Here is a 24,845-nt window from a genome sequence, read left to right as displayed (position 1 = left end):
ATACTAGTAATCTTCCAAAAGATAACATAAACAGTCTTGCAGCACGATCTTTTTATCCATAGATATCATTGCCGGCATATATGCTTTTTTCAAAGATATCTCTCCATTCTCATTTTGAATGATCTCATCTGTGATATCTTTGCCATCAGGTGATATGCCTATAAGTGGTTTGTTTACCGTAGTATGGGCAAATACTTCACCTTTCTCCAAGCGTGTAAAGTTGTGATGATCAAAGTTTTTGACCAGTATCAGGTCATACCCTAGAGTATCACTGTAGTCCTCATCCTCGAAGCAGAAGGTGACATTTGCATTGATCTTGAGCGTAGCGCTGTTTTTAACCAATTGCAAGTCGTGAGTCGGTAGTGGCTTTGTGGGGAAGTGATCCATATGCATCAGGTCATTGATAAGCTCAAATGCTCTTCGTTTTGCAGGTTCATTGCCTGGCGTTGAACACTCCAGAGTAATAGCCGGACAGATATCATCAAATGCCATCGTTGAGACACCTTTGGGTGATTGAAATACCATTGCGATGTGGTTAAAAAAGCTACACAGGTACTTGTTCTTCTCATTCACTGCCGAGATACAGCCATAAGGAGGATTTTGTCCAGTATTGTTGTGCAGATCTATAGAGGCAAAAAGCTCCTCTTGGGTGATCCTGTCCATCACCTCCCGGATCAATATCGCTGTATTTGAGTCAGGATCAGGTGTACCTGGCCATGCACGGTTGAAGTCTATTTGTCCATCTCTTAGCCTCACTCCCATCTGTGCAGCATTTACATTGCCCACAAAAAGCCATATCTCTCTTGGCAGTTTATATCCATCTGTGGTCTGATATTTCTTCAGTATCTCCTGCATGATCTGCAACCCGCTAAATTCATTGCCATGCAGCAAGATAGAGATGAACAGGGCAGGGTGCTTCTCGCCTTTGAGGTGTATAAGTGTAGGAGTATCAAAAAGATCTTTGATCTCACGATGAGAGATGGAGAGAAATGCACTTGGTATATGGTCAAGTATCGTTAAATTGCTCTTCATCTACAGACTCCATCTATGTACGGGAATGTTTTGTTCAAAATTTTTCATATAATCCTCCATAAGTTTAGGTATGCTATTGAACTTTTTAAAATGTTTAAGTTGCCAAGAGGCACCGTTTTGTCCACTTGAGGTTCTTTGCTCTATGATGTTCAGATACTCATCTACGTCATCTATACCAAAAGAGTCAAGCCCTACTTTTGTAAGTTCCAGCCCATCGTTTAATATCCACTCTTTCAAGGAGACTTTTTGACCATTTTTTGGCTCATGAAATGCACTCTCCAGTCCAATTTTTGCTACAGAGTAGAAATCATCTTTTAACTTTTCAAATGGTATTTTTCTGAGGTTGATCCCTGACCTTACCAAGCCCTGAATGAGACCTATAAAAAACCATATATTTGTTTGGATATCTATGAGGCTTGGTCCGGACGGTAGTACGCGAAGTTCAAGTCTCAGCGTATGTTTTCCATCTTTATCTTTGTCTAAAATAGGGCGGATCCATCTCCAAATTGTGCCATTGTGAAGGTTAAAATGGTGTAAGTCACTTGCAGGTTTGTTCTTTACATCTGCAAAAATGATCTTAAACTCTCTGTTTTGCTCAAACAGATCTAGCCAGGAGTCTATATAGCCATGTGCAAAATGTACCCTTCTCTCATCGCCATGCTCTCTTCTTTGCTTATCTCTTGTATCTACAGATTGTTCAAAAATAGCTATGCGGGATTCGTGCCAAGCCCTTTTACCCAAAACCAAAGAGGAATTCGCACCAACCCCGACCAATACAACAGATGCCAGAAGTGCGGCATGATAGTATTCAACTGCTTCATCGAAAGGAATTTGAAAGTGGACCTGCAGTGATGTTCCAAGTGCTTCAAGCATCACATCATTTTTTTGCAAAGAGACTTCATCTTCACCATGAAACAGAACCTTGACACTTTCATGTCTTAACTCTTTCATACGCTGAGATACCAGTGTGTATCTATGCATATCTGACTGGTATAACGCTTTGTTGAAATGTTTAAGTTCCAGACTGGGAAGGACACCAAAAAGTCCAAGTTGTGCATCAAATTTTTTAGCAGAGTCTTGTGCCTGTTTCCAAAGCGATAAGAGATCTTTATGTAATTTCTGGGGTGCTTTAGCATCAAGTTCAAAAACATTCCCATTGATCTCCAGATCATACGTTGCAAGTTCATTTGTAAAAAGAGGGGAATTTATATCATCAAGTATTTTTTTGTTTATAGGCTCAGGCAGATTGGCACTATTGAGTATACAGGCTTCCAGTTCATATCCAATACGGAATCTGTCTGAAAATATTTCTGAGCCTTTGTCAAATAATGATTTGACATACTCAAGTTCACTTAACCACGCTTTTTTAAACGCTATGAAATCTTGCTCTGTAAACTCTCTCTTGCTTATCTCTGCGCCCATCAGATACCTTATATACTATTCTCTATTAAAAGTATAACAAAAACATTCAAATTGCATACTGCTTTTGTTGATAATAATTGGCCGTAATCCCAACTATGACACATCTGAAAAAGATATCCAAAGCCAAAGCCAGCCTGATATTGTGGAGTACCATACTTCGTGACGATAGCTTTTGTGTTAAAAATGGAGAAGAATGACAACATTGAAGCTTTCCAAAATTTAAATCAAATTATAAAACTAGTATTCATAAAAATTTGTTATAATTATCTGAATAAATTTATGATTCTATTATATATGAAGGGTTTTTATGTTTAGTTATGAGGGTGAAAAAAGAAGAAGTAACAGTGATCTTACATTTCCTGAAGATGAAGTGAAATTGGCAAAAGCAATGATGGATGAATTAAAAACAACTATGGAGTTCTTTCATTATCTTATGAATCACAGAGGAGAGTCGTCTCTTGCTATGATCTTATTATCTTCTGATGATGTCAAGTTGGATCATTTGCTTCCAAAGTGGAAGCGTCAATCAGATGTTTTGTTTGAGCTTGACAAGGCAAATAATGTGTATGTGATCATTTGTCAGTCTACAGATAGTCACGGGGGAAAACAATTTGCAGAGATCATTATGTCAAATATACGTTTGCACGGTGACAGTGATACCTATTGTGTAGTATCAGAACCTGGCACAATGCGATCCTCGATACAGGAAGTCATTTTTGAAATGGTAGAAAAATATATTGTCATAAAAGAAGATAAAAAAGCCAATCAAGTATTTTTTACCAGTGGTGAAAATACAAATATTATTTACCATACGGATAAAATATAAAACATACATTTGAATGACATACCTGGAGAAGATACAAAAAGCCAAAGCCAGACTGATGTTGGATCATCCTTATTTTGGAACTATCGCTTCTGCACTCAAGTTGGAACAGAACAACGAACTACTTACCTTTTCAAGTGATGGTGAAGCACTAAGGTACAATAGTGAGTATATTGACCGTCTTAATGTGGCAGAAGTCGAATTTGTAATGGCAAATGGTGCGATGCATGCAGTACTGAAACATCAACATCGTAGTACTGGTCGTACACAATGGTTATGGCAGACAGCAACTGACTATGTGGTCAACAGCATGCTTGTTAAAAATGGAATGCAATTGCCAGAGTATGCAAATTATGAACATAAATTTGATGGTATGTATGCTGAAGAAATCTACCAGATGCTCCGTGATGAAATGATGAATGATTCATTTGGGATGGAAGAGCAGATAGAGCAGATCATGGAGGGTGATGATGTGCATAATGAAAATATCCATATGCAACAGGAGAATGTAGCTTCCCCTGATGCATCAGAGCAAAAGTATGATAAAAACAGTAAAGATAAAGAGAAGTCTTCCTCTACACCTTCTCAAAATTCCGAAGAGCTGTCTGAGGAGTTGAAAGAACAGTTTGAACAGATATTTCAAAAGCTAAACCGTCAAGGGACTTTGCCTAAAGATCTAAAGTTTGTTGTACCTGAGTATTTTTCACATAAAGTAGACTGGCGTGAGTTTTTATATGGATATATCGCATCTTATGCTAAAAGTACATACTCCTTTGTTCCCCCGAACATGAAGTATCTTTATCGAGGTATCTACCTGCCAAGTCTAAGTTCCGACCTTTTGCGTATAGTCATTGCCATAGATACTTCGGGCTCTATAGAGGAAACACTCTTGTCTACATTTTTAGGAGAAGTAAACTCAATCATGCAGAGTTATCCAAATTATGAGATTGACTTGCTCACAGCAGATACTAAAATTCAATCCCATAAAGTTTTTCTTCCTGGTGAGAATTTAGAGTATGAAATAAGTGGAGGAGGAGGAACAGACTTCCGTCCGGTATTTGAGTACATAGACCAACAGATAAACTATCCTACACTTTTGCTATATTTCACAGATGGAATGGGAACATTCCCTAAGATGGAACCTGCGTATGATGTTATGTGGATCATGCCTGAAGAGACGGATGTTCCTTTTGGTGAAGTGATGGTTTTGGAGAAGGATTTAGAGAATTAATTATTCGTTTAGGCACTTTTGGTATAATCTATGACACCGTCATCATTTATAAAAAATAGGATATTTATATGTTACAACTCGATAATAACAGTTCTAAATCGTGCTTTTCCCACTCCTTCGTCATAGCTTTAGTACCTTTACTTTTTCTAGTAGGGCTTGTTCTGGGTTATATGGGCGTTGTTCCTCTGAAAGTAGAGTTACATGTATTATTTATGATCGCATTTATTTTTATCGTGTTCATGTTCTTTGTACGGCATAATGCCAATTATGCAGCCTGTCATATGAGAGGTTCATTTGCTGCGATGGAAGAGAGCTTGCAGACTGAACTACGAGCCAATGCATTGACTATTATGGGTAGAACCAAATCTACATTGCATGTAAAAGACTTCATGGCTGAGTATTATAAAGATATACGTAACGACAACTTTGCACGTGTAGCACCTTCTGTTTTTCCTATGATGGGGATATTAGGTACGTTTATTGCCATTGCACTCTCCATGCCTGACTTTACGGTCCAAGACCTTGATGCTCTTGATCGTGAGATATCGGTCCTTCTTTCCGGGATAGGAACTGCTTTTTATGCCTCTATCTACGGGATCATGCTTTCACTTATCTGGACGTACTTTGAAAAAAGTGGAAACACCAAAGTAGATAAAAACCTCTATGATCTGGAAAAACTCTATGACTCACGTGTTTGGAAAAAGGCTGAACTGATCAAACATGAACATACACAGAGTGAACTGAAAGACCAAGAGATAGTTCAAACCCTCAAAGAGATGTTTAATATGGACTTCATTAAAGAACTCAATGAACAGTATCTTAAAAATTTTGCAACTATAGTAAACGATACTACCAACAGTTTTACTGAACTTACAAAACATATGCAAAGTGCTTCCAGTGAATTGCGTATTACACTAAATAAAATACATGATAGACAAGAGAGTGTCAATGCAGTTTCAACCATAAAAGAGAATATAGAAGGATTTAACTCTAATGCTAAAAACCTTCAAAGATCTATGGAGCGTTTCGATGGAAGTGTTGAACATACCTTTGACAAGATAGATTCTGAAGTAGGACAGGCAGTCGAGAAGCTCTCTACTTTCGCACGTATCATCTCTGAGCAGAATCAAATGATACTCAACAATATGGCTTCACTCAAAGAGGATAAAAAGTAACCTTATGTTTGAAAAAAAATCTACAGATACAGGCAGCAACTTCTGGATATCCTATGCAGACTTGATGGCAGGATTGCTTTTTGTCTTCATCTTACTTATAGGAGCGATCATCTCTAAGTCCATCATTCTTAAAAGTGACCTGCATGATAAAGAAGACCGTCTTTCCCTGATCTCACAAACACTTAAAGCAAAAGAATCCAAACTTGATGAGTTTAGTGCCACATTGGCTAAAAACAAAACACTTTTAGGAGAGAAAGACAAATATCTTGCTAAAAATAAAAGAGATATAGAAAATAAAAAAAGAGATATCGAGAATAAGAAAAGAGACATTGAAAACAAGAAAAAAGATATTGAGAATAAGAAAAAACTCATAGATAAAAAAGATAAGCATATAGCTGAAAACAAAAAGAGTCTTAACCTTAAAGATGATGAGATAAAAAAACTGCATAAAATGCTTCTTGATGCCAATACGCAACAAGATTTACTTAGCAAGAAAGTAGTTATCGTACAAAATCTTCTCAACGAGACCAATACAACGTTACAAAAAGAGAAAAAGACCCTTCATAAAACACTAAAAGATTACAAGGGGCAGGTTATTGTCCTTTCAGACCAACTGACCGAAGTGAACAAAACAGTAAAACATAAAGATGAAAAGCTTCTAAAACTGCTTAATGCACTTGATGAGAAAGAGACAAAATATGATGATCTTATCGTAAAACTACAAAGTCAAAAAGCCAAAATAAAATCTCTCACAGGTATCAAACTCAAAGTTGTTGCTGCACTGAAAGAAGAGTTGGGAAGTAAGATAGCTATAGACAAACAGAGTGGTTCGCTTAGGTTGGCTTCAAATATCCTTTTTGACAGGGGTAGGGCAACACTGAAAGAAGAAGCAAAAATAGAGCTCAAGCAGGCTTTTGAAGAGTATATCGGTGCATTGGTGACCAATACAAAGATAAAACCACATCTTGACAGGATCATTATAGAGGGGCATACGGACAGTGATGGCGGGTACCTCTATAATTTAAATCTTTCACAAAAACGTGCTTTTGCTGTTATGAACTTTCTTCTTAGCTTGGACTTTGCCAGAGAGCATAATATTAAACCTCTGATGATAGCCTCAGGACGTGCTTATTTGGATGCTATTATAGTAGATGGGGTAGAAGATAAAGATGCTTCGAGACGTATCGAGATCAAGTTTAGACTTAAAAATGAAGATGCTATGCATGAGATAGAAAAGGTTTTGGATGCGGAGTAATTTTGAGCCTGTATATCTTAAAAAAGCAAATGAAACGCTCTCTAAACATCTTAGAGCTGCAGAAGCATATGCTAATACCAATGAAGAGTATAAAAAAGAGGTTTTCAAGCGACCCACTTTATGGGAAAAGTTTCGAGCCTTAGTTAAAAGATGATCTCTTCCTTGTTTTCTGATGATCTTATGAGTACTTAGGATTATTTAGAGGTGTTTGTATCTAGTGTCTTATTTGTATCTTTTTTCAATTTAGTTTTTTCTTCTTTCTTTACTTTTTTCTGTTTTTTGGCTTGAGCTTTCTTTTTTTGTTTGGCTTCGATTTTCTTCTGCTCTGCTCGCTCTTTTTGATACACTCTAAAGGCTCTGATATTCTCTAAATGTTTGTCATAGGTAGCTGTAAAGTTATGTCCCCCCTTAGGATCTAACATAAAAAAGAGATAGTCGCTCTTTTGAGGTGACATGGCGGCTTTAAGTGCGGCTAGTGTTACTGTACCAAGAGGGTATGGAGGTAAACCTTTGTATTTATACGTATTATAGTAGCTTTTATCACTTTTAATACGTTCAGAAGTGACGATGACATGAGAGTGTTCTCCATAGTTAAGGGTACTGTCCATCTGCAGTCTCATGCCTTTATCTAAACGATTATGAATGACAGAAGAGATAATAGGCATCTCTTTAACTGAATTACTCTCTTTTTGGATGATAGAAGCAATGGTCAATAAAACTTTTAATGTTAAAGTATCTGGTGTTTGACTGAAATTTTCTTTTTCAAATTTTGATAATTGGGCATTGGATAGGTCAAAAAGATACTCAATTGTGATCTTTTCATTTGCTTTTCTTGCAATAGAATAACGTTTTGCAAAAATATCGGCTTCTTGAAATCGTGTAAGTGTTTTATATTTTTGTTGCAGTTTCACTTTATCTAGTTTCATATCTTTTGATAAACGTGTCACAAGTTCTTCAGCAGTTTCTCCGGCGTAGACGACAATGTCCATAGTTTCAGTTTTCTTGTGATGTATAGTTGCAAAAAAAAGTAAACGGCCATACTCATCATGATCAACATGGTACCAGCCTTTTTGAGGGGTCTCTATGAGTGTTAACATTAACATATCTATGAGTGTTACAGTATAGCCATTCTTTTCCAATGCATAGACAATATCATCAATATCAGAAGAGGGGATATAAAAAGTAGTAGGAGCATTTTTATCTATAGGGACATAATTATAAACGATCGGAAGCAGTAAAATCACTATGAAGATTTCAATAAAAAGTACAAAACATTTGTATTTGGCTGTGATAATATGTTTCATTGTCCAAGATTATAACATATAAGTATTATTTTAAAAACTTGACTTTACACAATTATAGTCCTATAATAGGGACATATCAAAATTAAAAGGGGTCATTATGGCTAAAGATACAAAAAAGAAAGACGAAAAGAAAAAAGCTAAAAAAGCTTTATTGAAAGTAGAGAAGAAAAAGGCGAAGAAAAAAGCTGAAAAGAAAAAAGCGAAAGCAAAAAAACCTGTTTCTAAAAAGAACAAGAAAAAGAAAGTTGAAAAGAAAAAAGCAACTAAGAAAAAAGTTGCAAAGAAAAAGTCAAAAAAGAAAGCTAAAAAAGCTAAGAAATAAACTTCAAGAAGTATGAGTGTATATGCTCATACTTCTTTTTTAACTAACTCTCTAGTATCTCTTCATCTATAACAATAATACCATCATGGTCTGCTAAAAGATGCTCACCGTTTTTAAAGAATACACCACCAAATGTAAATTCAATATCACGTTCACCTTCCTGTTTGTCATGGCTTTTACGTGGACAGGTACCTAGTGCCCAGAGACCTACAGGAATCGTTTTTGTAATATGTGTATCTCGTACATACCCATTGATAAGAATACCTGCCCAGTTGTTCTCATGGGCAAATTTCATAAGATTCTCTCCTACGACTGCATAGTGTGCACGATTTACATCTACAACAGCAATGCGTCCTTCACCAGGCTCTTTGAGCATAGTGATGAGATCGGAATTTTCATCATAGAGTTTTATGGTAGCAATGGTTCCCCGGCACTTTTCAAGACCTCCATAAGATCTATACTCTGGTGAGAGTACTTGCACCCTTTCATGATGTTCATCCGAGATATCAGCGGTAAAAAAACCCATTTTTAGTCCTTCTAGTCTTTATTTAGAAGATTATACTAAAAAAAATCTATAATTAGATAGAATTATAAAAACAAACATAAAGCAGATAGATGAAAGTAGTAACAGGTGTAGTGGGTAATGATATTCATGTTGTAGCCAACAGACTTATAGATATTTCGCTCGAGGAGCGTGGTTTTGAAGTCTTTAATCTCGGGGTCAATACCTATCTCGAAGAATTTATGGATGCAGTGATAGAGACAGATGCAGATGTGTTATTGATCTCATCACTTAATGGTGAAGCAGAAGGGTGGTGTCGTGATCTTCAGATACTTAAAAGTCAGTACGATTTTAAAGACGTGACTTTTATGATAGGTGGCAACCTTGGAGTAGGTGAGATGGATCCTGAACAACTTGTTCCCAAGTTTCAGAACTATGGTTTTGATCTGGTATTTCATCAGGTTGACCTTAATGAGGGACTTGATCAGCTTGAAGCTTTTCTGGAGACACGATAATGAGCAGCTTATTACAACGTGAACGTGAAATCATTGTTAAAAATGAGTATATAGACAGATTTGATTTTGATGAAGTAGAAAGTTTTATTAAGGGGGCAAGTAAAGATCTTTTTATCTCCCATAAATTTAAAACTTCCAAGGAAATGCTGGTTCAGCCACGTGGTGGTTTCCCGACGTACGATAAAGTATTTCAACTCTACAAAGAGTTCAAAGATGCCAATGTTGATGTCCTTCCTCTAACCATCGACTCCAATACACGTCTGAATGACTATGCTTCTGCCAAAAAGATGTTGGCACTCTCTGAAGAGAATGATGTTGATATGCTCAACGGATATCCGTTGGTCAATCATGGCTATAGAACCACACGTAAGATGATCACCCATTACAATACACCTGTAAGTCTGCGTCATGGTACACCGGATGCACGACTCTTGGTTGAGACAGCGCTTGCTTCCGGGATCTTTGAGATCGAAGGCGGTCCGATCACTTATCTTCTGCCATATTCTAAGAACTTCCCAATGGATAAAGCATTTTTGTATTGGAAATATGTTGAAAGAGTATGTGCCAAATATTCAGAGCTCAATGAACCGATAAACCGTGAATCTTTTGGACCACTTTCTGCGACCTTGCAAGCACCTGCAATCGTTATTGTGATCCAATTATTGGAAATGTTACTCTCTTTGGAAGAGGGTGTAAAGTCTTTCTCTGTCAGCTTTTCACAAACAGGCTCTATGCTGCAAGATATCGTCTCCTCAAATGTGATCAAGAAACTGGCACGTAAATATGCAGACCAGTTCGGACATGAAGATGCGACTATCAATCTTGTCTATCATCAGTGGATGGGTGCTTTCCCTTATAATAAAGAGTATTCGGATTCTCTCATCAATACTTCAACGGTGATCGCAGCAATGGTGGGTGCAGACAAGATCATTACCAAAACCCGTAATGAAGCCTTTGGTATCCCAACTAAAGAAGCGAATGCTTTAGCTGTTGCAAATGTAAAATACACCCTGGGTATGCTCAAAGGATTACCAAAAGTAAGTGACGAAGAAGAAGAGGAGAATCTTACCAATGAAGTAGATGAGATACTTGAAGCCGTTTTCAATGATAAAGCAGACACACTCTGGCGTAAAGTCTTTAACTCCATTAAAAAAGGCTACATTGACATTCCTTTTTCTCCACATATTATTAATGCAAATGAAGTTATCACTATACGTGATCCTCAGAGCAATATACGAATTTTGAAAAAAGGAAATCTGCCGATATCAGACAGAAGTTTTGCTTTTGAACAGTCAAAAATTAAATTGGCAGAGGGTGAACGTGTGGTAGATAAGATCATTAAGGATATAGGGATCATGCTATGAGTAAATTGTTTATAGATATAGGAAGTACCTATTTTAAAGTTGCACAAGATGGTGATATCCAACAATATTTTAGAGATTTTAATAAAAATATTCTTGATGATCTCAATTCTAAATGTTCAGAGATAGTCAATCAGTATAACAAAGAAGATATACATATATGTTCTTCTGCAAATGGTGGATTAAGTACACTTATCATTGGCATTACCAATTCATTTAGTTTGACATATGCGATCAATATTGCTTTTAATTCCGGTATTAATATCATTGATACTGTGTTATATCCAAAGATCGAAAGTGAAGCTGTACCATCAGAACTCATTGATGTTGTCATTGTTGTTGGTGGTATTGATTCTGTGGAAAAAGTATTTGATGAAAAGCTTTTGATCTATTTGGAAAAAGTGAATTATCAGAATATCGTGTATGTTGGAAGTGCAAAAAACAGAGATTTCTTTGAAAAAAATCTTGAAAATGTAGTAGTGCTTGAAAATATTATCTCGGATAAACTTAAAATTCAGGAAGAGGCACTTAAAAATTACTTGACTGATCTTTATCAGGCAGATATTGTAGGGAAAGAGGATATTAAACAACTGTATGAAATTACAGACAATCAAATATTTTCCACACCTTACATTGTAAACCGCTCACTGCCTAAGATCAATGAACGACTTGATGTGGCAGATCCGTTCATCGTTGTGGATATTGGTGGGGCTACAACAGATATCCATTACAGCCGTGATCTGGTCAATGATAACATTATTTCCGACAGCGGATATGATCGTTTGGTATTTAAGAAACTTGGTGTGTATAAATCACGTGACAGTCTGGTGCATACAGCAAAGAACAATGAGTTTGTTTTTGAATTGCTGGAACATTTGAATGTAACTGAAAATATCTTGGAAGAGCACAGTGAAAAAGCCACACGTACTTTAATGCAATTGGCTATCTTTTTGGTACTTTATAAGGTTTCAAAACACCATGGTCAGTATGTTGAACTTAATCTTGATATTTTAAACAATATCGTTTTAACCGGTGGAATTACAAAAGTATTGAGTCAGGAAGAGGTAGATGATATTGTTTTGTTCTTTTATAAAAAGATCTTGCAGTTCCATCAGGCACCTACAACGCTTCTCGATAGCAATTATGAGATATGGACCTACGGTATATAATAAGGAGTAAAGATGTCAGTAAACAGTATTAGAAATTTATTGGAATTGGCGGTAAAATATGAACCTGAAAAGATCGGGCTTATGCATGGATCTGAAACATTTACCTATGCCCAACTTATCAACAGAGTAGATCAGATAGCACACTATTTGACAACTATAGGCTTAACAAAAGGCAGTAGGGTAGGTATTTACTCAAATAAAAGCTCATCGCAGGTGATTGCTATTTTGGCTCTGCTCTCCACAGAATATGTGTTTGTACCTATTACAAGGTTACTCAAACCGGAGCAGGTGAAACACATCATAGAGGATTGTGATATCTCTTGTATTATCACGGACAAAGCAAAGATAGAAAATATCAAAGCAATAGACTTTACAGGGAAGATCATCTCTTATGAAGCCAGTGATGAGAGTGATGTCTCGTTTGAAGAGATATATAAGTGTTATACTGCCGATATTATGTGTGATATTAATGGGCATGACAATGCTGCTATCACTTACAGTTTTGGTTCAAGCGGTAATCCTAAAGGAATTGTTATAGACCATCGTGCATTTATAGACGGTGCACGTATTGTTTCTAATTATCTCGATATTAAAAGTTCTGATGTCATCTCCGGGATATTATCTTTTAATCTTGATTACGGATTGAATCAGATCTTTACCTCTTTATATAAAAAAGCGACACTCGTGATCCATAAATTTGTACTTCCGGCAGATTTTTTCAGCCATCTCATTAATGATAAGATCACGGTTCTTCCTTTAATGCCGATACATATCACGCAAATGTTTGATGAAGATCCTCATCGTATTCCTCAAGCAGAACATTTCAAAAATTTGAGAACTGTTACCTCTTCGGGTGGGAATATTACGCCGTTAATGGTAAAGAACATCAGCACACATTTTCCGGATGCAAAATTCTACTCCATGCACGGTTTGACAGAAGCTTTCCGTTCAGCCTATCTTGACCCGTCACAGATCCATATACGTCCAAACTCCATCGGTAAAGCTATTCCTGATGTGCAACTCTATATCATCAACGAAGAGGGTGAAGTTTGCAAGCCTAGAGAAGTGGGTGAACTCATTCACCGTGGTGCATGTATTTACAAAGGGTACTGGAATGCACCCGAAGAGACAGCACAAAGATTTAAAAGTATTTCCATCTTAGACAAAGTACGAAAACCCGAAGGACAATTGACCGATGAGATCGTCATTGCCTCTGGGGATTATGTCTATGCTGATGAAGAGGGGTATATTTACTTTGTTTCACGTAAAGATGATATGATCAAAACACAAGGCTACCGTGTCAGTCCTCATGAGATTGAGAGTGTAGTTTATGATAATATCCCGGAGATCACTGAGTGTGCAGTATTCTCTGTACCCAATGCAGAGATAGAAGAGGAGATCATAATGGTTTATGGTGCCAAAAGTGAACTTGCACGCAATGAGATCCTTTTTGAACTGAAAAAACATTTGCCTAACTATATGCTCCCTGGAGATATTGTTTACAAAAAAAGTATGCCGCTTAAATCACTGCATGAAAAACAGATCGATAAAGAGGTGCTTAGAAAAGAGTTTTTGCGTTAAATTTACATTAGGAGGAATCAGCAACAGCGAAGTGAGGTAGACAAGTTATGATCTGTTTTAAGTATTATATTCTTAGAACAGTTAACCACAATTATAGATACTAAAGGAAAACGCATGGCATTTACAAAACCGGAATTTAAAGCACAATATGAAAACTTCATTGGCGGAGAGTGGGTAGCACCCGTTGATGGAAAATATTTTGAGGCTATCTCACCAATCGATAATCAAGTGATGACTAAAGTTGCTCAATCAAATAAAAAAGATGTTGCAGTTGCAGTTGAGGCAGGATATAAAGCTTTTGAGACATGGGGTAAGACTTCAGTCACTGAAAGAAGCACTGTTTTAAATGCTATCGCAGATAAGTTACAAGAAAACCTTGAAATGCTGGCGATAGCTGAAACATGGGACAATGGAAAAGCTGTTCGTGAAACGATCAATGCTGATTTACCTCTTATGATTGACCACTTTCGTTATTTTGCCGGTGTAATTCGTGCTGAATCCGGATCTGTATCTGATCTTGATGCGAACACTGTTTCTCAAGAGATCCATGAGCCTCTTGGTGTTGTTGGACAAATTATTCCTTGGAACTTCCCGCTTCTTATGGCTGCTTGGAAATTGGCTCCTGCTATCGCTGCGGGTAACTGTGTTGTTCTCAAACCTGCTGAACAGACTCCTGTTTCTATCATGCTTATGATGGAAGTGATCGCTGATGTACTTCCTGCCGGTGTGATCAACATTGTGAATGGATTCGGTCCTGAAGCTGGTAAACCGCTTGCACTTCATCCTGATCTCAAAAAGATCGGTTTTACAGGTGAGACCACAACGGGTAAACTCATCATGCAATATGCATCTGAAAATATCATCCCAGTAACCCTTGAACTTGGTGGTAAATCTCCAAATGTATTCATGGAAAGTATTATGGATAAAGATGATGCATTCTTTGACAAGGCTATCGAAGGTCTGGTTCTTTTTGCATTCAACTCAGGTGAGGTTTGCACATGTCCATCTCGTGCATTGATCCAGGAGAGTATTTATGAACCGTTTATGGCTAGAGTTTTAGAGAGAGTAAAAGCCATTAAACGTGGTGACCCGATGGATCCAAATTGTATGATGGGAGCGCAAGCATCTACTGACCAGTATGAAAAAATACTTAATTACATAGATATCGGTAAAGCTGAGGGTGCTGAACTGCTTATTGGTGGAGGAAAAGAGACAGTTGAAGGGTATCCTGAAGGGTGTTTCATTCAGCCGACTATCTTTAAAGGTAATAACAAAATGAGAATCTTCCAAGAGGAAATTTTTGGTCCGCTTCTATCTGTGACAACATTTAAAGATATAGATGAAGCACTGGAGATCGCAAACGATACTATCTACGGTCTTGGTGCAGGTGTTTGGACACGTGATGTGCATGAGATGCAAAAGCTTACCCGTGGTATAGAAGCAGGGCGTGTTTGGGCTAACTGTTATCATGCCTATCCTTCTCATGCTTCATTTGGTGGATATAAAAAATCAGGTATCGGTAGAGAGACGCATATGATGATGTTGAACAACTACCGCCATACTAAAAACATTTTGACTTCTTTCAGTGAAGATGCATTAGGTTTCTTTTAATGAGTACTGAAAGAGTAACATCTACAGAAGCTGCAAATAAGATCATAGACCAGCTCCGAGAGGAGCATGGTACAGAGCTGATGTTCCATCAAAGTGGTGGATGTTGTGACGGCTCTGCGCCTATGTGTTTTGAAGTAGGTGATTTTATGGTTGGAAGTCGTGATGTGAAGATGGGTGAGATCCATGGATGTGAGTTTTTCATGTCTCCTGACCAATTTGAATATATGAAAAATACCCATCTAACGATAGATATTGTCAAAGGAAGAGGATCAAGTTTTTCTATTGAAATTCCATTAGGATTAAGATTTATTGCTGTCTCAAGACTTTTTACAGAAGAAGAGTATAAGAACCTTGAACCCATTGAAGTAGACTGATATATAGCCTACTTCAGAAGTTCTAGATTCAGAATATCATTTGATTAAATGATATTCTTCACCATAATAATACCGTCAACTTCACGAAGTTTATTAAGAACATCTTCGCTGACCTCTCCATCGATATCAATGATATTGTAAGCAAGGTCACCTTTACTTTTATTCAGCATATCACCAATATTAACGTGGTTGTCTGCCAGCAAAGAGGTGATCTCGCTGATCATTTGAGGTACATTCTTGTTTGCAATGATAATTCTTTTTTCACCTGATTTTACCGGCATTTCGCATGTCGGGAAATTGACAGAGTTTCTGATATTCCCTGTTTGAAGAAAATCTTTTATCTGCTGACAAGCCATTGTGGCACAGTTATCTTCTGACTCTTCAGTCGATGCTCCCAGGTGAGGAATAGGGATCACCCCTTTTACTCCAAGAAGATCAGCACTTGGGAAGTCTGTCACATAAGTTGCTACTTTACCGGATACCAGTGCTGCTTTGATATCATCATTGTTGACCAGACCGCCTCTTGCAAAATTCAAGATACTGATACCATCTTTCATCATAGCAAATTTTTCACTGTTGAACATCTCTTTTGTACTCTCAAGAAGAGGAACATGGATACTCAGATAATCAACGTCTGACAGTAGTGTTTCTAGGCCTGTTGCTTTTTTGACATCGCTTGAGAGCTCCCATGCGGCATCTACGGAGAGGTAAGGGTCATATCCGACCACTTCCATACCCAGTGCAAGCGCATCATTGGCTACCATCGCTCCGATGGCTCCCAGTCCGACAATACCAAGCTTTTTACCTTTGATCTCCTGCCCTCCAAACTGTGACTTTCCTTTTTCAACCAGGGCAGGCACATTCTCGCCTTCATCTTTGATACTCTGCACCCAGCTTATGCCTTCCACAATATCACGTGAAGCAAGTAAGAGACTGGTAAGTACAGCTTCTTTAACCGCGTTCGCATTGGCACCCGGTGTATTGAATACAACGATGCCTTTTTCGGAACAACTCTCTATAGGAATATTGTTTGTTCCTGCTCCCGCTCTGGCAACAGCACATAACGTTTCTGGAAGTTCCATATCATGCATTTTAAAACTACGCAGAACAATGGCATCAGGACTTCCGATTTCACTGGCAACTTCATAATTATCATGAGAAAAGAGATTCAAGCCTTTTGGAGAGATCTTGTTTAATGTTTGTATTTTGAACATATCCATTCCCTCGCTTACTGTTTTTCTGCTGCGAACTTTTCCATAAGCTCAACCAGTGCTTTAATACCATCTATACTCATCGCATTATAGATCGAAGCACGAAGTCCACCGATAGAACGGTGTCCTTTAAGTCCGATCATTCCACTTTCTTCCGTACGCTTAATGAGCTCTGCTTCAAGCTCTGCATTTTTGTCTTTGATATTGAAAGAGACATTCATTAGTGAGCGTGAATCTTTTTGTGCATGTCCGGTATAAAAACCGTTGCTGTTATCGATCGCATCATAAAGCAGTGCTGCCTTCTCTTCATTCATCTTTTGGACAGCTTTGATGCCGCCCTGTTTTTTGATCCACTCCATTGTAAGATTAAGCAGATAGATACCAAAAGTTGGTGGTGTGTTGTAGAGAGAGTTGTTCTCTGCATGTGTTGTGTAACGTAATATTGTAGGAACAGAGTCTTTTACTCGGTTAAGTAACTCTTTTTTTGCGATCACAATGGTTACACCGGATGGACCGGCATTTTTTTGAGCTCCGGCAAATAACATATCAACTTTTGACCAGTCTACAGGATAAGAAAAAATATCACTTGAAGCATCTACTACCAGAGGTGCTTTTGTACTTGGATATGTTTTATACTGTGTTCCGTAAATCGTGTTGTTTGATGTAATATACGCATAGTCAGCATCATCATCAAAGGTGATATCTTCAGGAATTCTGTCAAATGCAGTCTCTTCTGAACTTGCAACGATCTCTAGATCCAAGTTTTGAACTTTTACCTCTTTGATCGCTTTTTTGGACCAGCTTCCTGTATTGGCATACTGGATCTTTCCTCCCATTGCCAGGTTCATCGGTATCATAGCAAACTGCAATGAAGCCCCGCCCTGAAGGAACATTACTTCATAATCATCAGGTATTTCATACAGCTCTCTCATCAACGCGATAGCTCCATTATGTACTTCTTCATACAGTTTGGATCTATGTGAAGCTTCCATGATAGAGATCCCTGAACCTTTAAAGTCCAGCAGCTCTTTTTGTGCCTCTTCAAGTACCTCTGTCGGTATCGTAGCTGGTCCTGCACCAAAGTTAAACGCTCTATTCATTCTCTTTCCTTTTCTTTGTAAAAATGGCCTTAAAAAATTAGACTTGATTTTAATTCTATCGAATGTAAGAATAAAGGCTCCTGAAGTTAGGAACGTTAAAATAGCTGCAAAAGTGCTAAGCTCCCAAGGGTACATAAAAACTTTTTTAAGTGTAGTGATTGATAGGATAAAATTAAAACTCCACTTCCCCGGAAAATAAAAATTTGATACAATAACACTATGATTATATGTAACTGTATCCTTCACCTAGAGCTACCACATGTTCAGTCACTCAAAGGACGGAGAAGTGTCACCAATAGTATGAAAGAGAAGCTCAAAGCTTTTAATCTCTCTGTGCTTGATGTTAGTGGTGAATATGCCAAAGAAGCTGATATTGCTTTTGTCTTTCTTTCTCCAAACTCCCTTGGAGCGGCACAGTACCGTGAAAAGATAGAGAAGATGCTAGAGAGGAATTTTTCTGAGTATCATTTTGATCTAGAGTATGAAGAGATCTGAATTGGAAAAAATACTAAATCTCTTTGAGAAGATTTCTCATTGGGTATGGCCAGAACGGTAAAAGCTGTAAAGAAAAATACCTATACCTGTGAGGAATCCCGTGAAGAATAGATACCAGGGGAAGTGGTTTGGAAGCGTTTGTTCAATCATAGCTGTACCAGGGATCATGAATGAAATGATAATGATAAGTACTGCAAAAACCTCAAGCAGTATAAACCCTTTGCCAAAATGTAAAAAGTGATTTTGATGGTTGTGTATCAATGTAATTGTACCGGCATAAATAAATCCGATAGAGACAAGAACCGGTGCCCAGACCGGTCCAACCCATGGTGCAGGTATAAGAAAGAGAATATCCCATGTACCCAGGCTTTCGGGCCAGTTTAGAAGCAGTTTCAAAAAAATGTAATAGAAGATATCCCATACACCAAACAGAATGACAAATGCTGCGACCCGACTTTGCAGTCTGTTATACACCAGGCATAACGTTGCCCACATGATCAGAAGGGTTGCCGCTTCACGAAGTAGTTCGGTCAACATAATGTGATCGGGTATGAGGACAGCAGGGAATGCAAAACCCTCAGGATAATAGAGCTCGCGAAGATAGACGACAACTGCAGCCTCCAAATATCCAAATGCTATACCCCATATTATTAACCAGAACAAATTATTTTTCATTATATTTCTCCATCTGATATATTATAGCATTATATATGTCTAGGTTTTTAGGGAAGATTTTTAGTTATTCTGAGGGTTCTCTTAGTAATATTTAGTCAAAAATGCATTCAACTGATTTGCAAATGCATGGGCATCTTTCTGACCAAAGGCTTTTGGCCCTCCTGTCATCTCTCCACTTTCTCTGATGCTCTCCATGAGGTTTCTCATAGCTAGGTACTGTTTGATATTATCAACACTGTAGAGTTCGCCTCTGTGATCTATGGCGTGGGCATCTTTACTTATGATCCTGTCAGCTAATGGGATATCAGCAGTGATGACAAGATCACCTTCTTTGCATAACTCTACAATGTGGTGGTCGGCTTCGTCTGCACCTTGTTCTACGATGGTATACTCTATATATTTTGATCTGCCTACATTGATCTTTTTATTGGCTATGACTTTAGTGGTGATAGCCAGACGTTCGATGCTTCTTAGAATAATAGGCTTGAGAAGATTAGGGAAGGCGTCTCCATCGATGAAGAGGGTCACAATATCTCTTTTACACGTCCTACTTCACCTGTATTCAGACGTACTTTTATACCGTGAGGATGGGTAGGGGAGTTAGTGAGGATCTTTTGTACTTTGCCGTAAGTAAGTCTGCCTGTAGCTTGGTCTTCTTTGAGTACCACAGCAACATCTAAACCGTATTTTATATCTGCTCTTTTTTGGCCGTTTGCCATCTTATGCCTTTGGCTCGTAGTTAAGTACTTTTTTAACAGTATCCACAGAACAGAAAAAGAGTGCATCAAATACAGGGTTGAGTTTTGTTGTATTTTCATCTATGACATCAAAAGATTGGAAGAAAAACCCTGAGCCATCTTCTTTTTCTGCCGGTTTAACATTGAAAACGATAGGCTTGAGTGTACGAACAACATTGAGAATTTTTTTATAGTTCTTTGCATCTTTAGCTGGTAGTAGGTTATCTTGTTTACTCTCATTTACACGGGCTTTAATCAGGAGTTGAAGCTTGTCATTAAAGATGACTTTGTTCCATTTGATCGTCCCTAATTCGATGCTGAATTCACTGTTCCCTGCTACTAAAGGATGGGGTTTTGTCTCACGGATAGCTTCAAGAAGCTGTAAAAAGAAGTTTTTCCCACCAAAAGCATTGGCACATTGAAGGAGTTTTTCATGATGAAGCTTTTTTTCTTCATCTGTTAAGGTATTAAAATCACACATAGTAGTTCTTTATATTAATTTGTGCAATTATACCCGAATTTCCAATCAAATCTTAGATTAATTAACTTTCTATATAATTATAACAATTATAAGTGATGGGGAAAGTATGGGAAAACAACCAGAAGAGATCGAAGAGTTAGCTATAGCAGATAAAGAACATAAATATGCACGTTATGCAGATGTAGATAAAGAGCAACTTGAAAAAGATATAGATGCTATAAAAGATACAATGGATCCGGTAGGTGAAGAGGACTTCCAGCATCTGTTAAAGCTTGAACGCTGGGGTAGAATGTTTACTTTTTCAGGGTATGGTCTGATCGCTATATTGAGTCTTGTTGAACTTCTTTCCGGAGGGTTGAGTGGATTTGTTTTCTGGCCTATAGCTGTTGTTGCAGCACTTCTTATCAGCACTGGGAATGTAGCAAGATGGGCTGATGTCACACACCCTATACTACATGGAGCGTATGATAAGGTACCGAATATTCCGGAGAAATATACAAAAAAAGTATTTGCAAAAGGTGCGAGACGTTACATAGATTGGCTTGATTGGATCAAACCTCAGGCTTGGGAATATGAGCATAATATCATGCATCACTATCATTTAGGTGAGACAGAAGATCCGGATAATGTAGAGAAAAACCTTCAGTGGCTGATTCAGTCCAAAACACCAATGTTTCTTCGTTATGTTATCGTCTATGGATTTGCAGGTATGTGGAAATTTCTTTACTATGCACCAAACACACTTAGAATACTGGAAAACAAAAAAAATAGAGATCAGAAAAAACTGGAGGTAACTGATTATGAGTTGGATCCTCGTACTAAGAATGGTTTAGAGCTTTGGATGGAGTATTATCTCCCTTATGGTATTATTAAGTTCATTGTATTCCCATTACTATTTATACCACTGGGATTAGAAGCTGTATTTAATGCATTTATTATTATTTTAATAGCTGAATTTTTTGCCAACTTACACTCATTTTTGGTCATTGTACCAAATCACTCAGCAGAAGATATCTATATGTTCAACGAACCACATAAAAGTACAGGTGAATTTTACTTGAGACAGATCATGGGGTCTGTAAATTATAATACAGGTTCTGACTTTAAAGATTTTGCACATGGTTTCCTGAATTACCAGATAGAGCATCATCTCTTCCCGAATATGCCGCACAGCTACTACCAAAAGATGCAGCCTATCGTCAAAGATATTTGTAAAAAACACAATCTTGAGTATAGACAAGAGTCGGTGTTTAAACGTGCTCTTATGAGCATAGATCTTATGGTAGGAAAAACAAAGCTGCTTAGAGTGGATGGTATATAAACTTGAAATATGCAACTGTAGAGGATAAGCTTTACAGTATGCTATAATCAAACTATGATAAATAATAAACGCATAAAGCGTATAGATGACAGTCTCACTCGTAAACAACCCACACTTCAAATCATGCTTGACAATGTACATAGCTCACAAAACCTCTCAGCCATCATTCGTTCATGCGACGCAGTAGGTGTACTTGATATCTACTACAGTACCAAAGAGAACGAGACCCTTCGCATCCATAAAACCATTACACAGGGTGCACACAGATGGACGCATCGTTATCGTATGAATGATGCACATAAAGTTGCATTTTTAAAAGAAAAAAAGGCCCAAGGTTTTCAAGTAGTAGTAACACACCTTGAAGAACGAGCCATTTCATTTAGAGAGATAGATTATACCAAGCCTACACTGCTTGTCATGGGAAATGAAAAAGAGGGTGTCTCACCTGAAGTCATAGGGATGGCAGATGAAGTTATCATCATTCCTATGCAAGGAATTAGAAGAGTGTGTAAATAGGTAACATAAAGGGGTATAAATATATAGTTGTACTAACACTTGTACTAATAGATTTTAAGTGGTTTTAAGGAATGGTACTGAGTTGGGGTTCAGCCTTTGAGTGGCTTATTTCTCTTCTTGAGTTGTGAGGCTAGTATGAATATCTTCTTTTCATGAACAGAGCCATCTTCATAGTGGTACTTAATCATGATTAAATCACCATGCTCATTAAGTATCTCTTCTGTTGCTATTATTATTTTCATGAAAGAAGTGTATCAGACTTAGGCAGCCTTACCCCTTAGTTAATTTTTAAAGGGGCTTAGCTTCTCTGTGATGCAAGGTTTATTTTCTTCCACCGCTAGTATCCTCAACTATCATAATAAAAGTAGTTCCTGGCATTTCAGGTATATCTTTAACGGCATCATACTTAACACCATCTACTACAATATCTTCACCATCTATAAAGATAAATGTGCTTTGTCCTTCAGGGTTGCGTATCTGTTCTAGTTTCTTGACCCTGGTTAGTTTGTTACTCATTTGTTCATATCCTTTCTAGGCATAAAGGTCATTACTTCATAACCTCTCTTCAATATATCTTCATAGGTTAGGTCACTCTCATCACCTATGGTAAACTTTGCTGTATCTGCTGTGTAGTCTTGATTATCACCTAGCCCTGTAAAGGTAACTATTGCTGCTCTTTTAACTTCTATGGTGATATCTTCCAGCTTCTTCACTCTTCCATCTAATCTATTTGCCATTACTTACTTCCTCTAATTTTAAAATTCTATCTTCAAGCTCTGTTATCTCATGCCCTTTGATATAAGAGTTTAATACTGCTTCCAATGTTCTTAACTGTGACTCTGATATTTCACCATCTGAATACTGTTTAACGGCACTAGATAGCGTCTTTAAGGCACTTTTAGCGTCTGTAGGTTTAGTTATGTTAATCTGCTGATTAAACAAGCCTAATCGCTTCACAAGCATCTGCTGATTACCTGGATTTGTTGCAAGAGAGTCAAGGAAAGCTTCACTAACTGTAGCCTTTAAAGTTGCATGACCTTTATGAATAGCTTCTAATATCTCTACTTTCTTATATACCTGAGCCATACTTACACCTAATGCTACAGCTATATCTTTATTACTGTAGCCTTTAGCTGCAAGTTCTTCTGCTTCACTAAGGTCTATTGTCTTAGCCATCGTTACACCTGTCTAAAACCGTTACGGTCTTGGATAACCAACTGCTTGAAGTTCTCTTTCATGAATTGCTTAGAGAAAGTCTCTTCTGATACACCTTTACGCTTTAAGACAATACCATCTTCTTCAATTCTCATAAGTTTGTAATGCTGTTTATTGTGTACGAATGTCATTTAATCTCCTTCATTAATTTAATTGCAAACTCATCACAAGCCACCTCTTCTGCCTCACCACCTAATTCGCTGCAGGGTATCTGCCTGGTATTAACAAGCATATGGCCTATCTCGTGTGCAAGTATGTAATGTAACGGTCTATCTGTCTCTATGTGTGAACTGTAAGGAGAGTTTGCAACCTTTAGCGTGAAAGCACCAGGAGCGATAATGATAGTAGAGCCTGTCTCATCACCATAACAGCATCCTAGTACACCACTCTCGAAGGTGATAGTATCAACATCGAGTTTCTTCACAAATGAAAAGTCAAAGTCTATACAGTGGTTGAATATTTCATCGTACACTTTGCATAGTCTTGGGTAGAGGTGTGAGTACATTTAATCATCTTCCTCTTTATTCCATTTGATTATTCCTACATCAGTAAAGATATACATAACTACTGCAACGTAAATAACGACTGCTGCTGCTATGTAGTACTCATTCATCAATCGTCCTTTTGGGCTTTAGCAGTCCTATAGTTCTCTTCAAATACGTCTTTACCCATTGAAGAAGGTCTGCCATTGTGCGTGAATATAATTGTAGTTGATGTAGTGCCATACTTACTGGGAGAGGTTACAATGTCTGTTATCTCCACAATGTGAGAAGGCTCTTGCTTGAGTTCCCATCTGCTAAACAGTCTCATCCTAACAATACACCACTTCCTCTAATGCCAAAGTGACCCTCTTCAGCTTCTTTAGCCCTACGCTTTCTATTTATCTCTTGTTGCTTCAATTCTGCGATACTCGCTTCAGGCATATTCTCTTCAACTACATAACTCTTGATAGCTTTCTCTTGTTTGGCTATGAAGTCTCTACTGTTTGAAACGCTGCCCGTACCTTTCATAACTCTATGGTGTGTGTCTGTCTTGGTGTTGTATACAGTTACATCGCCTGTGCCTTCAACACCTGTAATGTCCGTACCTAAGCCACCACTAACATTCCTTAAAGGGATAAACTCCCCTGAGTCAATATCGTGATAGCCTGAACTATCCATTAGCCCTTGATGTTCTGCACGGTCTGCTGTTGATTGTATTTCATTCATCTCTTATCCTTTATGGTAAGCTGATTGTCTGTCCGAAAGAAAATGCTTTGCTTACACCTGTATCTTCATTTACAATAGTGATTGAGCCATTACCTTTGGCTACTGACCTACCAGTAAGTACAGCCCCTTCTATTGCATTACCTTGTACCTTAACTCCATTGTCTAACTCTACTACTCCACCTATTACTTTATATGCCATGCTTTATCCT

Annotated in this window: 34 protein-coding genes; 15 read left to right on the top strand and 19 right to left on the bottom strand. The window is 37.8% G+C overall.

Going from position 1 to position 24,845, the window contains the following annotated elements; genetic code table 11:
• Positions 1-3 precede the first annotated feature (3 nt).
• Together ACLHDG_RS09210 and ACLHDG_RS09205 are read right to left on the bottom strand one after the other, a co-directional pair.
• Positions 4-1,032, bottom strand: coding sequence for a M14 family metallopeptidase (locus ACLHDG_RS09210; protein WP_415405934.1), 1,029 nt, complete (start codon positions 1,030-1,032; stop codon positions 4-6).
• The gene (locus tag ACLHDG_RS09205; RefSeq protein WP_415405933.1) at positions 1,033-2,454 is read right to left on the bottom strand and encodes a hypothetical protein; all 1,422 of its coding nucleotides are present in this window, start codon (positions 2,452-2,454) and stop codon (positions 1,033-1,035) included.
• A 307-nt stretch (positions 2,455-2,761) separates the two neighbouring features.
• Between ACLHDG_RS09205 and ACLHDG_RS09200 the strand changes: the two genes are divergently transcribed.
• The 5 genes from ACLHDG_RS09200 (at position 2,762) to ACLHDG_RS09180 (ending at position 7,092) form a co-directional block, all read left to right on the top strand.
• Complete coding sequence (locus tag ACLHDG_RS09200) at positions 2,762-3,280, top strand: hypothetical protein (protein ID WP_415405932.1); 519 nt, start codon at positions 2,762-2,764, stop codon at positions 3,278-3,280.
• A 13-nt stretch (positions 3,281-3,293) separates the two neighbouring features.
• Positions 3,294-4,508 carry a DUF2201 family putative metallopeptidase gene (locus ACLHDG_RS09195; RefSeq protein ID WP_415405931.1) on the top strand — a complete coding sequence of 405 codons (1,215 nt, stop codon included), beginning with the start codon at positions 3,294-3,296 and terminating at the stop codon, positions 4,506-4,508.
• A 68-nt stretch (positions 4,509-4,576) separates the two neighbouring features.
• Positions 4,577-5,683 (top strand): MotA/TolQ/ExbB proton channel family protein, encoded by a 1,107-nt coding sequence (locus ACLHDG_RS09190; protein WP_415405930.1) that lies wholly within the window; start codon positions 4,577-4,579, stop codon positions 5,681-5,683.
• 4 nt (positions 5,684-5,687) lie between these two features.
• Positions 5,688-6,938, top strand: a complete 1,251-nt coding sequence (locus ACLHDG_RS09185) for an OmpA family protein (RefSeq protein WP_415405929.1) — start codon at positions 5,688-5,690, stop codon at positions 6,936-6,938.
• Positions 6,928-7,092 carry a hypothetical protein gene (locus ACLHDG_RS09180; protein ID WP_415405928.1) on the top strand — a complete coding sequence of 55 codons (165 nt, stop codon included), beginning with the start codon at positions 6,928-6,930 and terminating at the stop codon, positions 7,090-7,092. The genes ACLHDG_RS09185 and ACLHDG_RS09180 overlap by 11 nt, the downstream gene beginning before the upstream one ends.
• Before the next feature lie 40 nt (positions 7,093-7,132).
• Here the strand turns inward: ACLHDG_RS09180 and mltG are convergent, their stop codons facing one another.
• Positions 7,133-8,242 (bottom strand): endolytic transglycosylase MltG, encoded by a 1,110-nt coding sequence (gene mltG, locus ACLHDG_RS09175; RefSeq protein WP_415405927.1) that lies wholly within the window; start codon positions 8,240-8,242, stop codon positions 7,133-7,135.
• Positions 8,243-8,339: 97 nt separating this feature from the next.
• On the opposite strand from mltG, the gene ACLHDG_RS09170 reads away from it, so the two are divergent.
• Positions 8,340-8,564, top strand: a complete 225-nt coding sequence (locus tag ACLHDG_RS09170; RefSeq protein WP_415405926.1) for a hypothetical protein — start codon at positions 8,340-8,342, stop codon at positions 8,562-8,564.
• A gap of 43 nt (positions 8,565-8,607) precedes the next feature.
• Here ACLHDG_RS09170 and rraA read toward each other — a convergent pair whose 3' ends face one another.
• On the bottom strand, positions 8,608-9,090 hold the full coding sequence (gene rraA / locus ACLHDG_RS09165) for a ribonuclease E activity regulator RraA (protein WP_415405925.1): 483 nt from the start codon (positions 9,088-9,090) through the stop codon (positions 8,608-8,610).
• An 89-nt stretch (positions 9,091-9,179) separates the two neighbouring features.
• Here rraA and glmS point away from each other — a divergent pair, with 89 nt between their 5' ends.
• The 6 genes from glmS to ACLHDG_RS09135 all read left to right on the top strand — a co-directional run bounded on the left by glmS (position 9,180) and on the right by ACLHDG_RS09135 (position 15,677).
• Positions 9,180-9,581, top strand: coding sequence for a methylaspartate mutase subunit S (glmS, locus tag ACLHDG_RS09160; protein ID WP_415405924.1), 402 nt, complete (start codon positions 9,180-9,182; stop codon positions 9,579-9,581).
• Positions 9,581-10,945, top strand: coding sequence for a methylaspartate mutase (locus ACLHDG_RS09155; RefSeq protein WP_415405923.1), 1,365 nt, complete (start codon positions 9,581-9,583; stop codon positions 10,943-10,945). Before glmS ends, ACLHDG_RS09155 begins: the two co-directional genes overlap by 1 nt.
• The gene (locus ACLHDG_RS09150) at positions 10,942-12,111 is read left to right on the top strand and encodes a glutamate mutase L (protein ID WP_415405922.1); all 1,170 of its coding nucleotides are present in this window, start codon (positions 10,942-10,944) and stop codon (positions 12,109-12,111) included. The genes ACLHDG_RS09155 and ACLHDG_RS09150 overlap by 4 nt, the downstream gene beginning before the upstream one ends.
• 12 nt (positions 12,112-12,123) lie before the next feature.
• Positions 12,124-13,692 (top strand): AMP-binding protein, encoded by a 1,569-nt coding sequence (locus tag ACLHDG_RS09145; protein ID WP_415405921.1) that lies wholly within the window; start codon positions 12,124-12,126, stop codon positions 13,690-13,692.
• Positions 13,693-13,806: 114 nt separating this feature from the next.
• Positions 13,807-15,303 carry an aldehyde dehydrogenase family protein gene (locus tag ACLHDG_RS09140; protein WP_415405920.1) on the top strand — a complete coding sequence of 499 codons (1,497 nt, stop codon included), beginning with the start codon at positions 13,807-13,809 and terminating at the stop codon, positions 15,301-15,303.
• On the top strand, positions 15,303-15,677 hold the full coding sequence (locus ACLHDG_RS09135; RefSeq protein WP_415405919.1) for a DUF779 domain-containing protein: 375 nt from the start codon (positions 15,303-15,305) through the stop codon (positions 15,675-15,677). The genes ACLHDG_RS09140 and ACLHDG_RS09135 overlap by 1 nt, the downstream gene beginning before the upstream one ends.
• Positions 15,678-15,721: 44 nt before the next feature.
• On the opposite strand, the gene ACLHDG_RS09130 is transcribed toward ACLHDG_RS09135, so the two are convergent.
• Both ACLHDG_RS09130 and serC read right to left on the bottom strand, forming a co-directional pair.
• Entirely contained in the window at positions 15,722-16,891 is a 1,170-nt protein-coding gene (locus tag ACLHDG_RS09130; protein ID WP_415405918.1) for a phosphoglycerate dehydrogenase, read from the bottom strand.
• A 14-nt stretch (positions 16,892-16,905) separates the two neighbouring features.
• Entirely contained in the window at positions 16,906-17,988 is a 1,083-nt protein-coding gene (serC, locus tag ACLHDG_RS09125) for a 3-phosphoserine/phosphohydroxythreonine transaminase (RefSeq protein WP_415405917.1), read from the bottom strand.
• 219 nt (positions 17,989-18,207) lie between these two features.
• Here serC and ACLHDG_RS09120 point away from each other — a divergent pair, with 219 nt between their 5' ends.
• Positions 18,208-18,483: a DUF503 family protein gene (locus tag ACLHDG_RS09120; protein WP_415405916.1), complete on the top strand. Its 276-nt coding sequence runs from the start codon at positions 18,208-18,210 to the stop codon at positions 18,481-18,483.
• A gap of 36 nt (positions 18,484-18,519) precedes the next feature.
• Here the strand turns inward: ACLHDG_RS09120 and ACLHDG_RS09115 are convergent, their stop codons facing one another.
• The 4 genes from ACLHDG_RS09115 to ACLHDG_RS09100 form a co-directional block, all read right to left on the bottom strand.
• Positions 18,520-19,158 carry a hypothetical protein gene (locus tag ACLHDG_RS09115; protein ID WP_415405915.1) on the bottom strand — a complete coding sequence of 213 codons (639 nt, stop codon included), beginning with the start codon at positions 19,156-19,158 and terminating at the stop codon, positions 18,520-18,522.
• A gap of 81 nt (positions 19,159-19,239) precedes the next feature.
• On the bottom strand, positions 19,240-19,686 hold the full coding sequence (locus ACLHDG_RS09110; RefSeq protein ID WP_415405914.1) for a YaiI/YqxD family protein: 447 nt from the start codon (positions 19,684-19,686) through the stop codon (positions 19,240-19,242).
• Positions 19,683-19,877: a YwbE family protein gene (locus tag ACLHDG_RS09105; protein WP_415405913.1), complete on the bottom strand. Its 195-nt coding sequence runs from the start codon at positions 19,875-19,877 to the stop codon at positions 19,683-19,685. The genes ACLHDG_RS09110 and ACLHDG_RS09105 overlap by 4 nt, the downstream gene beginning before the upstream one ends.
• A 1-nt stretch (position 19,878) precedes the next feature.
• A complete protein-coding gene (locus tag ACLHDG_RS09100) occupies positions 19,879-20,376 on the bottom strand; it encodes a hypothetical protein (protein ID WP_415405912.1) in 498 nt (165 codons plus the stop codon).
• Between the two features lie 106 nt (positions 20,377-20,482).
• Between ACLHDG_RS09100 and ACLHDG_RS09095 the strand changes: the two genes are divergently transcribed.
• A complete protein-coding gene (locus ACLHDG_RS09095; RefSeq protein ID WP_415405911.1) occupies positions 20,483-21,697 on the top strand; it encodes a fatty acid desaturase family protein in 1,215 nt (404 codons plus the stop codon).
• Positions 21,698-21,751: 54 nt separating this feature from the next.
• Positions 21,752-22,213: a TrmH family RNA methyltransferase gene (locus tag ACLHDG_RS09090; protein ID WP_415405910.1), complete on the top strand. Its 462-nt coding sequence runs from the start codon at positions 21,752-21,754 to the stop codon at positions 22,211-22,213.
• 89 nt (positions 22,214-22,302) lie between these two features.
• Here the strand turns inward: ACLHDG_RS09090 and ACLHDG_RS09085 are convergent, their stop codons facing one another.
• The 9 genes from ACLHDG_RS09085 to ACLHDG_RS09045 all read right to left on the bottom strand — a co-directional run bounded on the left by ACLHDG_RS09085 (position 22,303) and on the right by ACLHDG_RS09045 (position 24,835).
• On the bottom strand, positions 22,303-22,455 hold the full coding sequence (locus ACLHDG_RS09085) for a hypothetical protein (protein ID WP_415405909.1): 153 nt from the start codon (positions 22,453-22,455) through the stop codon (positions 22,303-22,305).
• A 79-nt stretch (positions 22,456-22,534) separates the two neighbouring features.
• On the bottom strand, positions 22,535-22,729 hold the full coding sequence (locus ACLHDG_RS09080) for a hypothetical protein (protein ID WP_415405908.1): 195 nt from the start codon (positions 22,727-22,729) through the stop codon (positions 22,535-22,537).
• Positions 22,726-22,950, bottom strand: a complete 225-nt coding sequence (locus ACLHDG_RS09075) for a hypothetical protein (protein WP_415405907.1) — start codon at positions 22,948-22,950, stop codon at positions 22,726-22,728. The genes ACLHDG_RS09080 and ACLHDG_RS09075 overlap by 4 nt, the downstream gene beginning before the upstream one ends.
• Positions 22,940-23,389, bottom strand: coding sequence for a hypothetical protein (locus ACLHDG_RS09070; RefSeq protein ID WP_415405906.1), 450 nt, complete (start codon positions 23,387-23,389; stop codon positions 22,940-22,942). Before ACLHDG_RS09070 ends, ACLHDG_RS09075 begins: the two co-directional genes overlap by 11 nt.
• Positions 23,390-23,391: 2 nt before the next feature.
• Positions 23,392-23,559: a hypothetical protein gene (locus ACLHDG_RS09065; RefSeq protein WP_415405905.1), complete on the bottom strand. Its 168-nt coding sequence runs from the start codon at positions 23,557-23,559 to the stop codon at positions 23,392-23,394.
• Complete coding sequence (locus tag ACLHDG_RS09060; protein WP_415405904.1) at positions 23,556-23,933, bottom strand: hypothetical protein; 378 nt, start codon at positions 23,931-23,933, stop codon at positions 23,556-23,558. Before ACLHDG_RS09060 ends, ACLHDG_RS09065 begins: the two co-directional genes overlap by 4 nt.
• Before the next feature lie 107 nt (positions 23,934-24,040).
• Positions 24,041-24,238, bottom strand: coding sequence for a hypothetical protein (locus ACLHDG_RS09055; RefSeq protein ID WP_415405903.1), 198 nt, complete (start codon positions 24,236-24,238; stop codon positions 24,041-24,043).
• Positions 24,235-24,636, bottom strand: a complete 402-nt coding sequence (locus ACLHDG_RS09050; RefSeq protein ID WP_415405902.1) for a hypothetical protein — start codon at positions 24,634-24,636, stop codon at positions 24,235-24,237. The genes ACLHDG_RS09055 and ACLHDG_RS09050 overlap by 4 nt, the downstream gene beginning before the upstream one ends.
• A gap of 10 nt (positions 24,637-24,646) precedes the next feature.
• Complete coding sequence (locus ACLHDG_RS09045) at positions 24,647-24,835, bottom strand: hypothetical protein (RefSeq protein WP_415405901.1); 189 nt, start codon at positions 24,833-24,835, stop codon at positions 24,647-24,649.
• Between the last annotated feature and the right edge of the window lie 10 nt (positions 24,836-24,845).

This window comes from Sulfurovum iocasae (genome assembly GCF_047716765.1).
Lineage (GTDB): Bacteria > Campylobacterota > Campylobacteria > Campylobacterales > Sulfurovaceae > Sulfurovum.
Note: the sequence above shows the minus strand (reverse complement) of the source record. Positions and strands in the feature narration are given on the sequence as shown.

What these genes read in the sequence shown, in the direction of transcription:
- ACLHDG_RS09045 (WP_415405901.1), bottom strand. Translation starts at nt 24,835, where the DNA reads ATGGCATATAAAGTAATAGGTGGAGTAGTAGAGTTAGACAATGGAGTT.
- ACLHDG_RS09120 (WP_415405916.1), top strand. Translation starts at nt 18,208, where the DNA reads ATGATTATATGTAACTGTATCCTTCACCTAGAGCTACCACATGTTCAG.
- ACLHDG_RS09145 (WP_415405921.1), top strand. Translation starts at nt 12,124, where the DNA reads ATGTCAGTAAACAGTATTAGAAATTTATTGGAATTGGCGGTAAAATAT.
- ACLHDG_RS09210 (WP_415405934.1), bottom strand. Translation starts at nt 1,032, where the DNA reads ATGAAGAGCAATTTAACGATACTTGACCATATACCAAGTGCATTTCTC.
- ACLHDG_RS09180 (WP_415405928.1), top strand. Translation starts at nt 6,928, where the DNA reads ATGCGGAGTAATTTTGAGCCTGTATATCTTAAAAAAGCAAATGAAACG.
- ACLHDG_RS09135 (WP_415405919.1), top strand. Translation starts at nt 15,303, where the DNA reads ATGAGTACTGAAAGAGTAACATCTACAGAAGCTGCAAATAAGATCATA.
- ACLHDG_RS09130 (WP_415405918.1), bottom strand. Translation starts at nt 16,891, where the DNA reads ATGTTCAAAATACAAACATTAAACAAGATCTCTCCAAAAGGCTTGAAT.
- glmS (WP_415405924.1), top strand. Translation starts at nt 9,180, where the DNA reads ATGAAAGTAGTAACAGGTGTAGTGGGTAATGATATTCATGTTGTAGCC.
- ACLHDG_RS09100 (WP_415405912.1), bottom strand. Translation starts at nt 20,376, where the DNA reads ATGTGTGATTTTAATACCTTAACAGATGAAGAAAAAAAGCTTCATCAT.
- ACLHDG_RS09190 (WP_415405930.1), top strand. Translation starts at nt 4,577, where the DNA reads ATGTTACAACTCGATAATAACAGTTCTAAATCGTGCTTTTCCCACTCC.
- ACLHDG_RS09155 (WP_415405923.1), top strand. Translation starts at nt 9,581, where the DNA reads ATGAGCAGCTTATTACAACGTGAACGTGAAATCATTGTTAAAAATGAG.
- ACLHDG_RS09185 (WP_415405929.1), top strand. Translation starts at nt 5,688, where the DNA reads ATGTTTGAAAAAAAATCTACAGATACAGGCAGCAACTTCTGGATATCC.
- ACLHDG_RS09195 (WP_415405931.1), top strand. Translation starts at nt 3,294, where the DNA reads ATGACATACCTGGAGAAGATACAAAAAGCCAAAGCCAGACTGATGTTG.
- ACLHDG_RS09065 (WP_415405905.1), bottom strand. Translation starts at nt 23,559, where the DNA reads ATGACATTCGTACACAATAAACAGCATTACAAACTTATGAGAATTGAA.
- ACLHDG_RS09105 (WP_415405913.1), bottom strand. Translation starts at nt 19,877, where the DNA reads ATGGCAAACGGCCAAAAAAGAGCAGATATAAAATACGGTTTAGATGTT.
- ACLHDG_RS09060 (WP_415405904.1), bottom strand. Translation starts at nt 23,933, where the DNA reads ATGTACTCACACCTCTACCCAAGACTATGCAAAGTGTACGATGAAATA.
- serC (WP_415405917.1), bottom strand. Translation starts at nt 17,988, where the DNA reads ATGAATAGAGCGTTTAACTTTGGTGCAGGACCAGCTACGATACCGACA.
- ACLHDG_RS09075 (WP_415405907.1), bottom strand. Translation starts at nt 22,950, where the DNA reads ATGGCAAATAGATTAGATGGAAGAGTGAAGAAGCTGGAAGATATCACC.
- ACLHDG_RS09055 (WP_415405903.1), bottom strand. Translation starts at nt 24,238, where the DNA reads ATGAGACTGTTTAGCAGATGGGAACTCAAGCAAGAGCCTTCTCACATT.
- ACLHDG_RS09050 (WP_415405902.1), bottom strand. Translation starts at nt 24,636, where the DNA reads ATGAATGAAATACAATCAACAGCAGACCGTGCAGAACATCAAGGGCTA.
- ACLHDG_RS09150 (WP_415405922.1), top strand. Translation starts at nt 10,942, where the DNA reads ATGAGTAAATTGTTTATAGATATAGGAAGTACCTATTTTAAAGTTGCA.
- mltG (WP_415405927.1), bottom strand. Translation starts at nt 8,242, where the DNA reads ATGAAACATATTATCACAGCCAAATACAAATGTTTTGTACTTTTTATT.
- ACLHDG_RS09080 (WP_415405908.1), bottom strand. Translation starts at nt 22,729, where the DNA reads ATGAGTAACAAACTAACCAGGGTCAAGAAACTAGAACAGATACGCAAC.
- ACLHDG_RS09200 (WP_415405932.1), top strand. Translation starts at nt 2,762, where the DNA reads ATGTTTAGTTATGAGGGTGAAAAAAGAAGAAGTAACAGTGATCTTACA.
- ACLHDG_RS09085 (WP_415405909.1), bottom strand. Translation starts at nt 22,455, where the DNA reads ATGAAAATAATAATAGCAACAGAAGAGATACTTAATGAGCATGGTGAT.
- ACLHDG_RS09170 (WP_415405926.1), top strand. Translation starts at nt 8,340, where the DNA reads ATGGCTAAAGATACAAAAAAGAAAGACGAAAAGAAAAAAGCTAAAAAA.
- ACLHDG_RS09095 (WP_415405911.1), top strand. Translation starts at nt 20,483, where the DNA reads ATGGGAAAACAACCAGAAGAGATCGAAGAGTTAGCTATAGCAGATAAA.
- ACLHDG_RS09205 (WP_415405933.1), bottom strand. Translation starts at nt 2,454, where the DNA reads ATGGGCGCAGAGATAAGCAAGAGAGAGTTTACAGAGCAAGATTTCATA.
- rraA (WP_415405925.1), bottom strand. Translation starts at nt 9,090, where the DNA reads ATGGGTTTTTTTACCGCTGATATCTCGGATGAACATCATGAAAGGGTG.
- ACLHDG_RS09115 (WP_415405915.1), bottom strand. Translation starts at nt 19,158, where the DNA reads ATGAAAAATAATTTGTTCTGGTTAATAATATGGGGTATAGCATTTGGA.
- ACLHDG_RS09140 (WP_415405920.1), top strand. Translation starts at nt 13,807, where the DNA reads ATGGCATTTACAAAACCGGAATTTAAAGCACAATATGAAAACTTCATT.
- ACLHDG_RS09090 (WP_415405910.1), top strand. Translation starts at nt 21,752, where the DNA reads ATGATAAATAATAAACGCATAAAGCGTATAGATGACAGTCTCACTCGT.
- ACLHDG_RS09070 (WP_415405906.1), bottom strand. Translation starts at nt 23,389, where the DNA reads ATGGCTAAGACAATAGACCTTAGTGAAGCAGAAGAACTTGCAGCTAAA.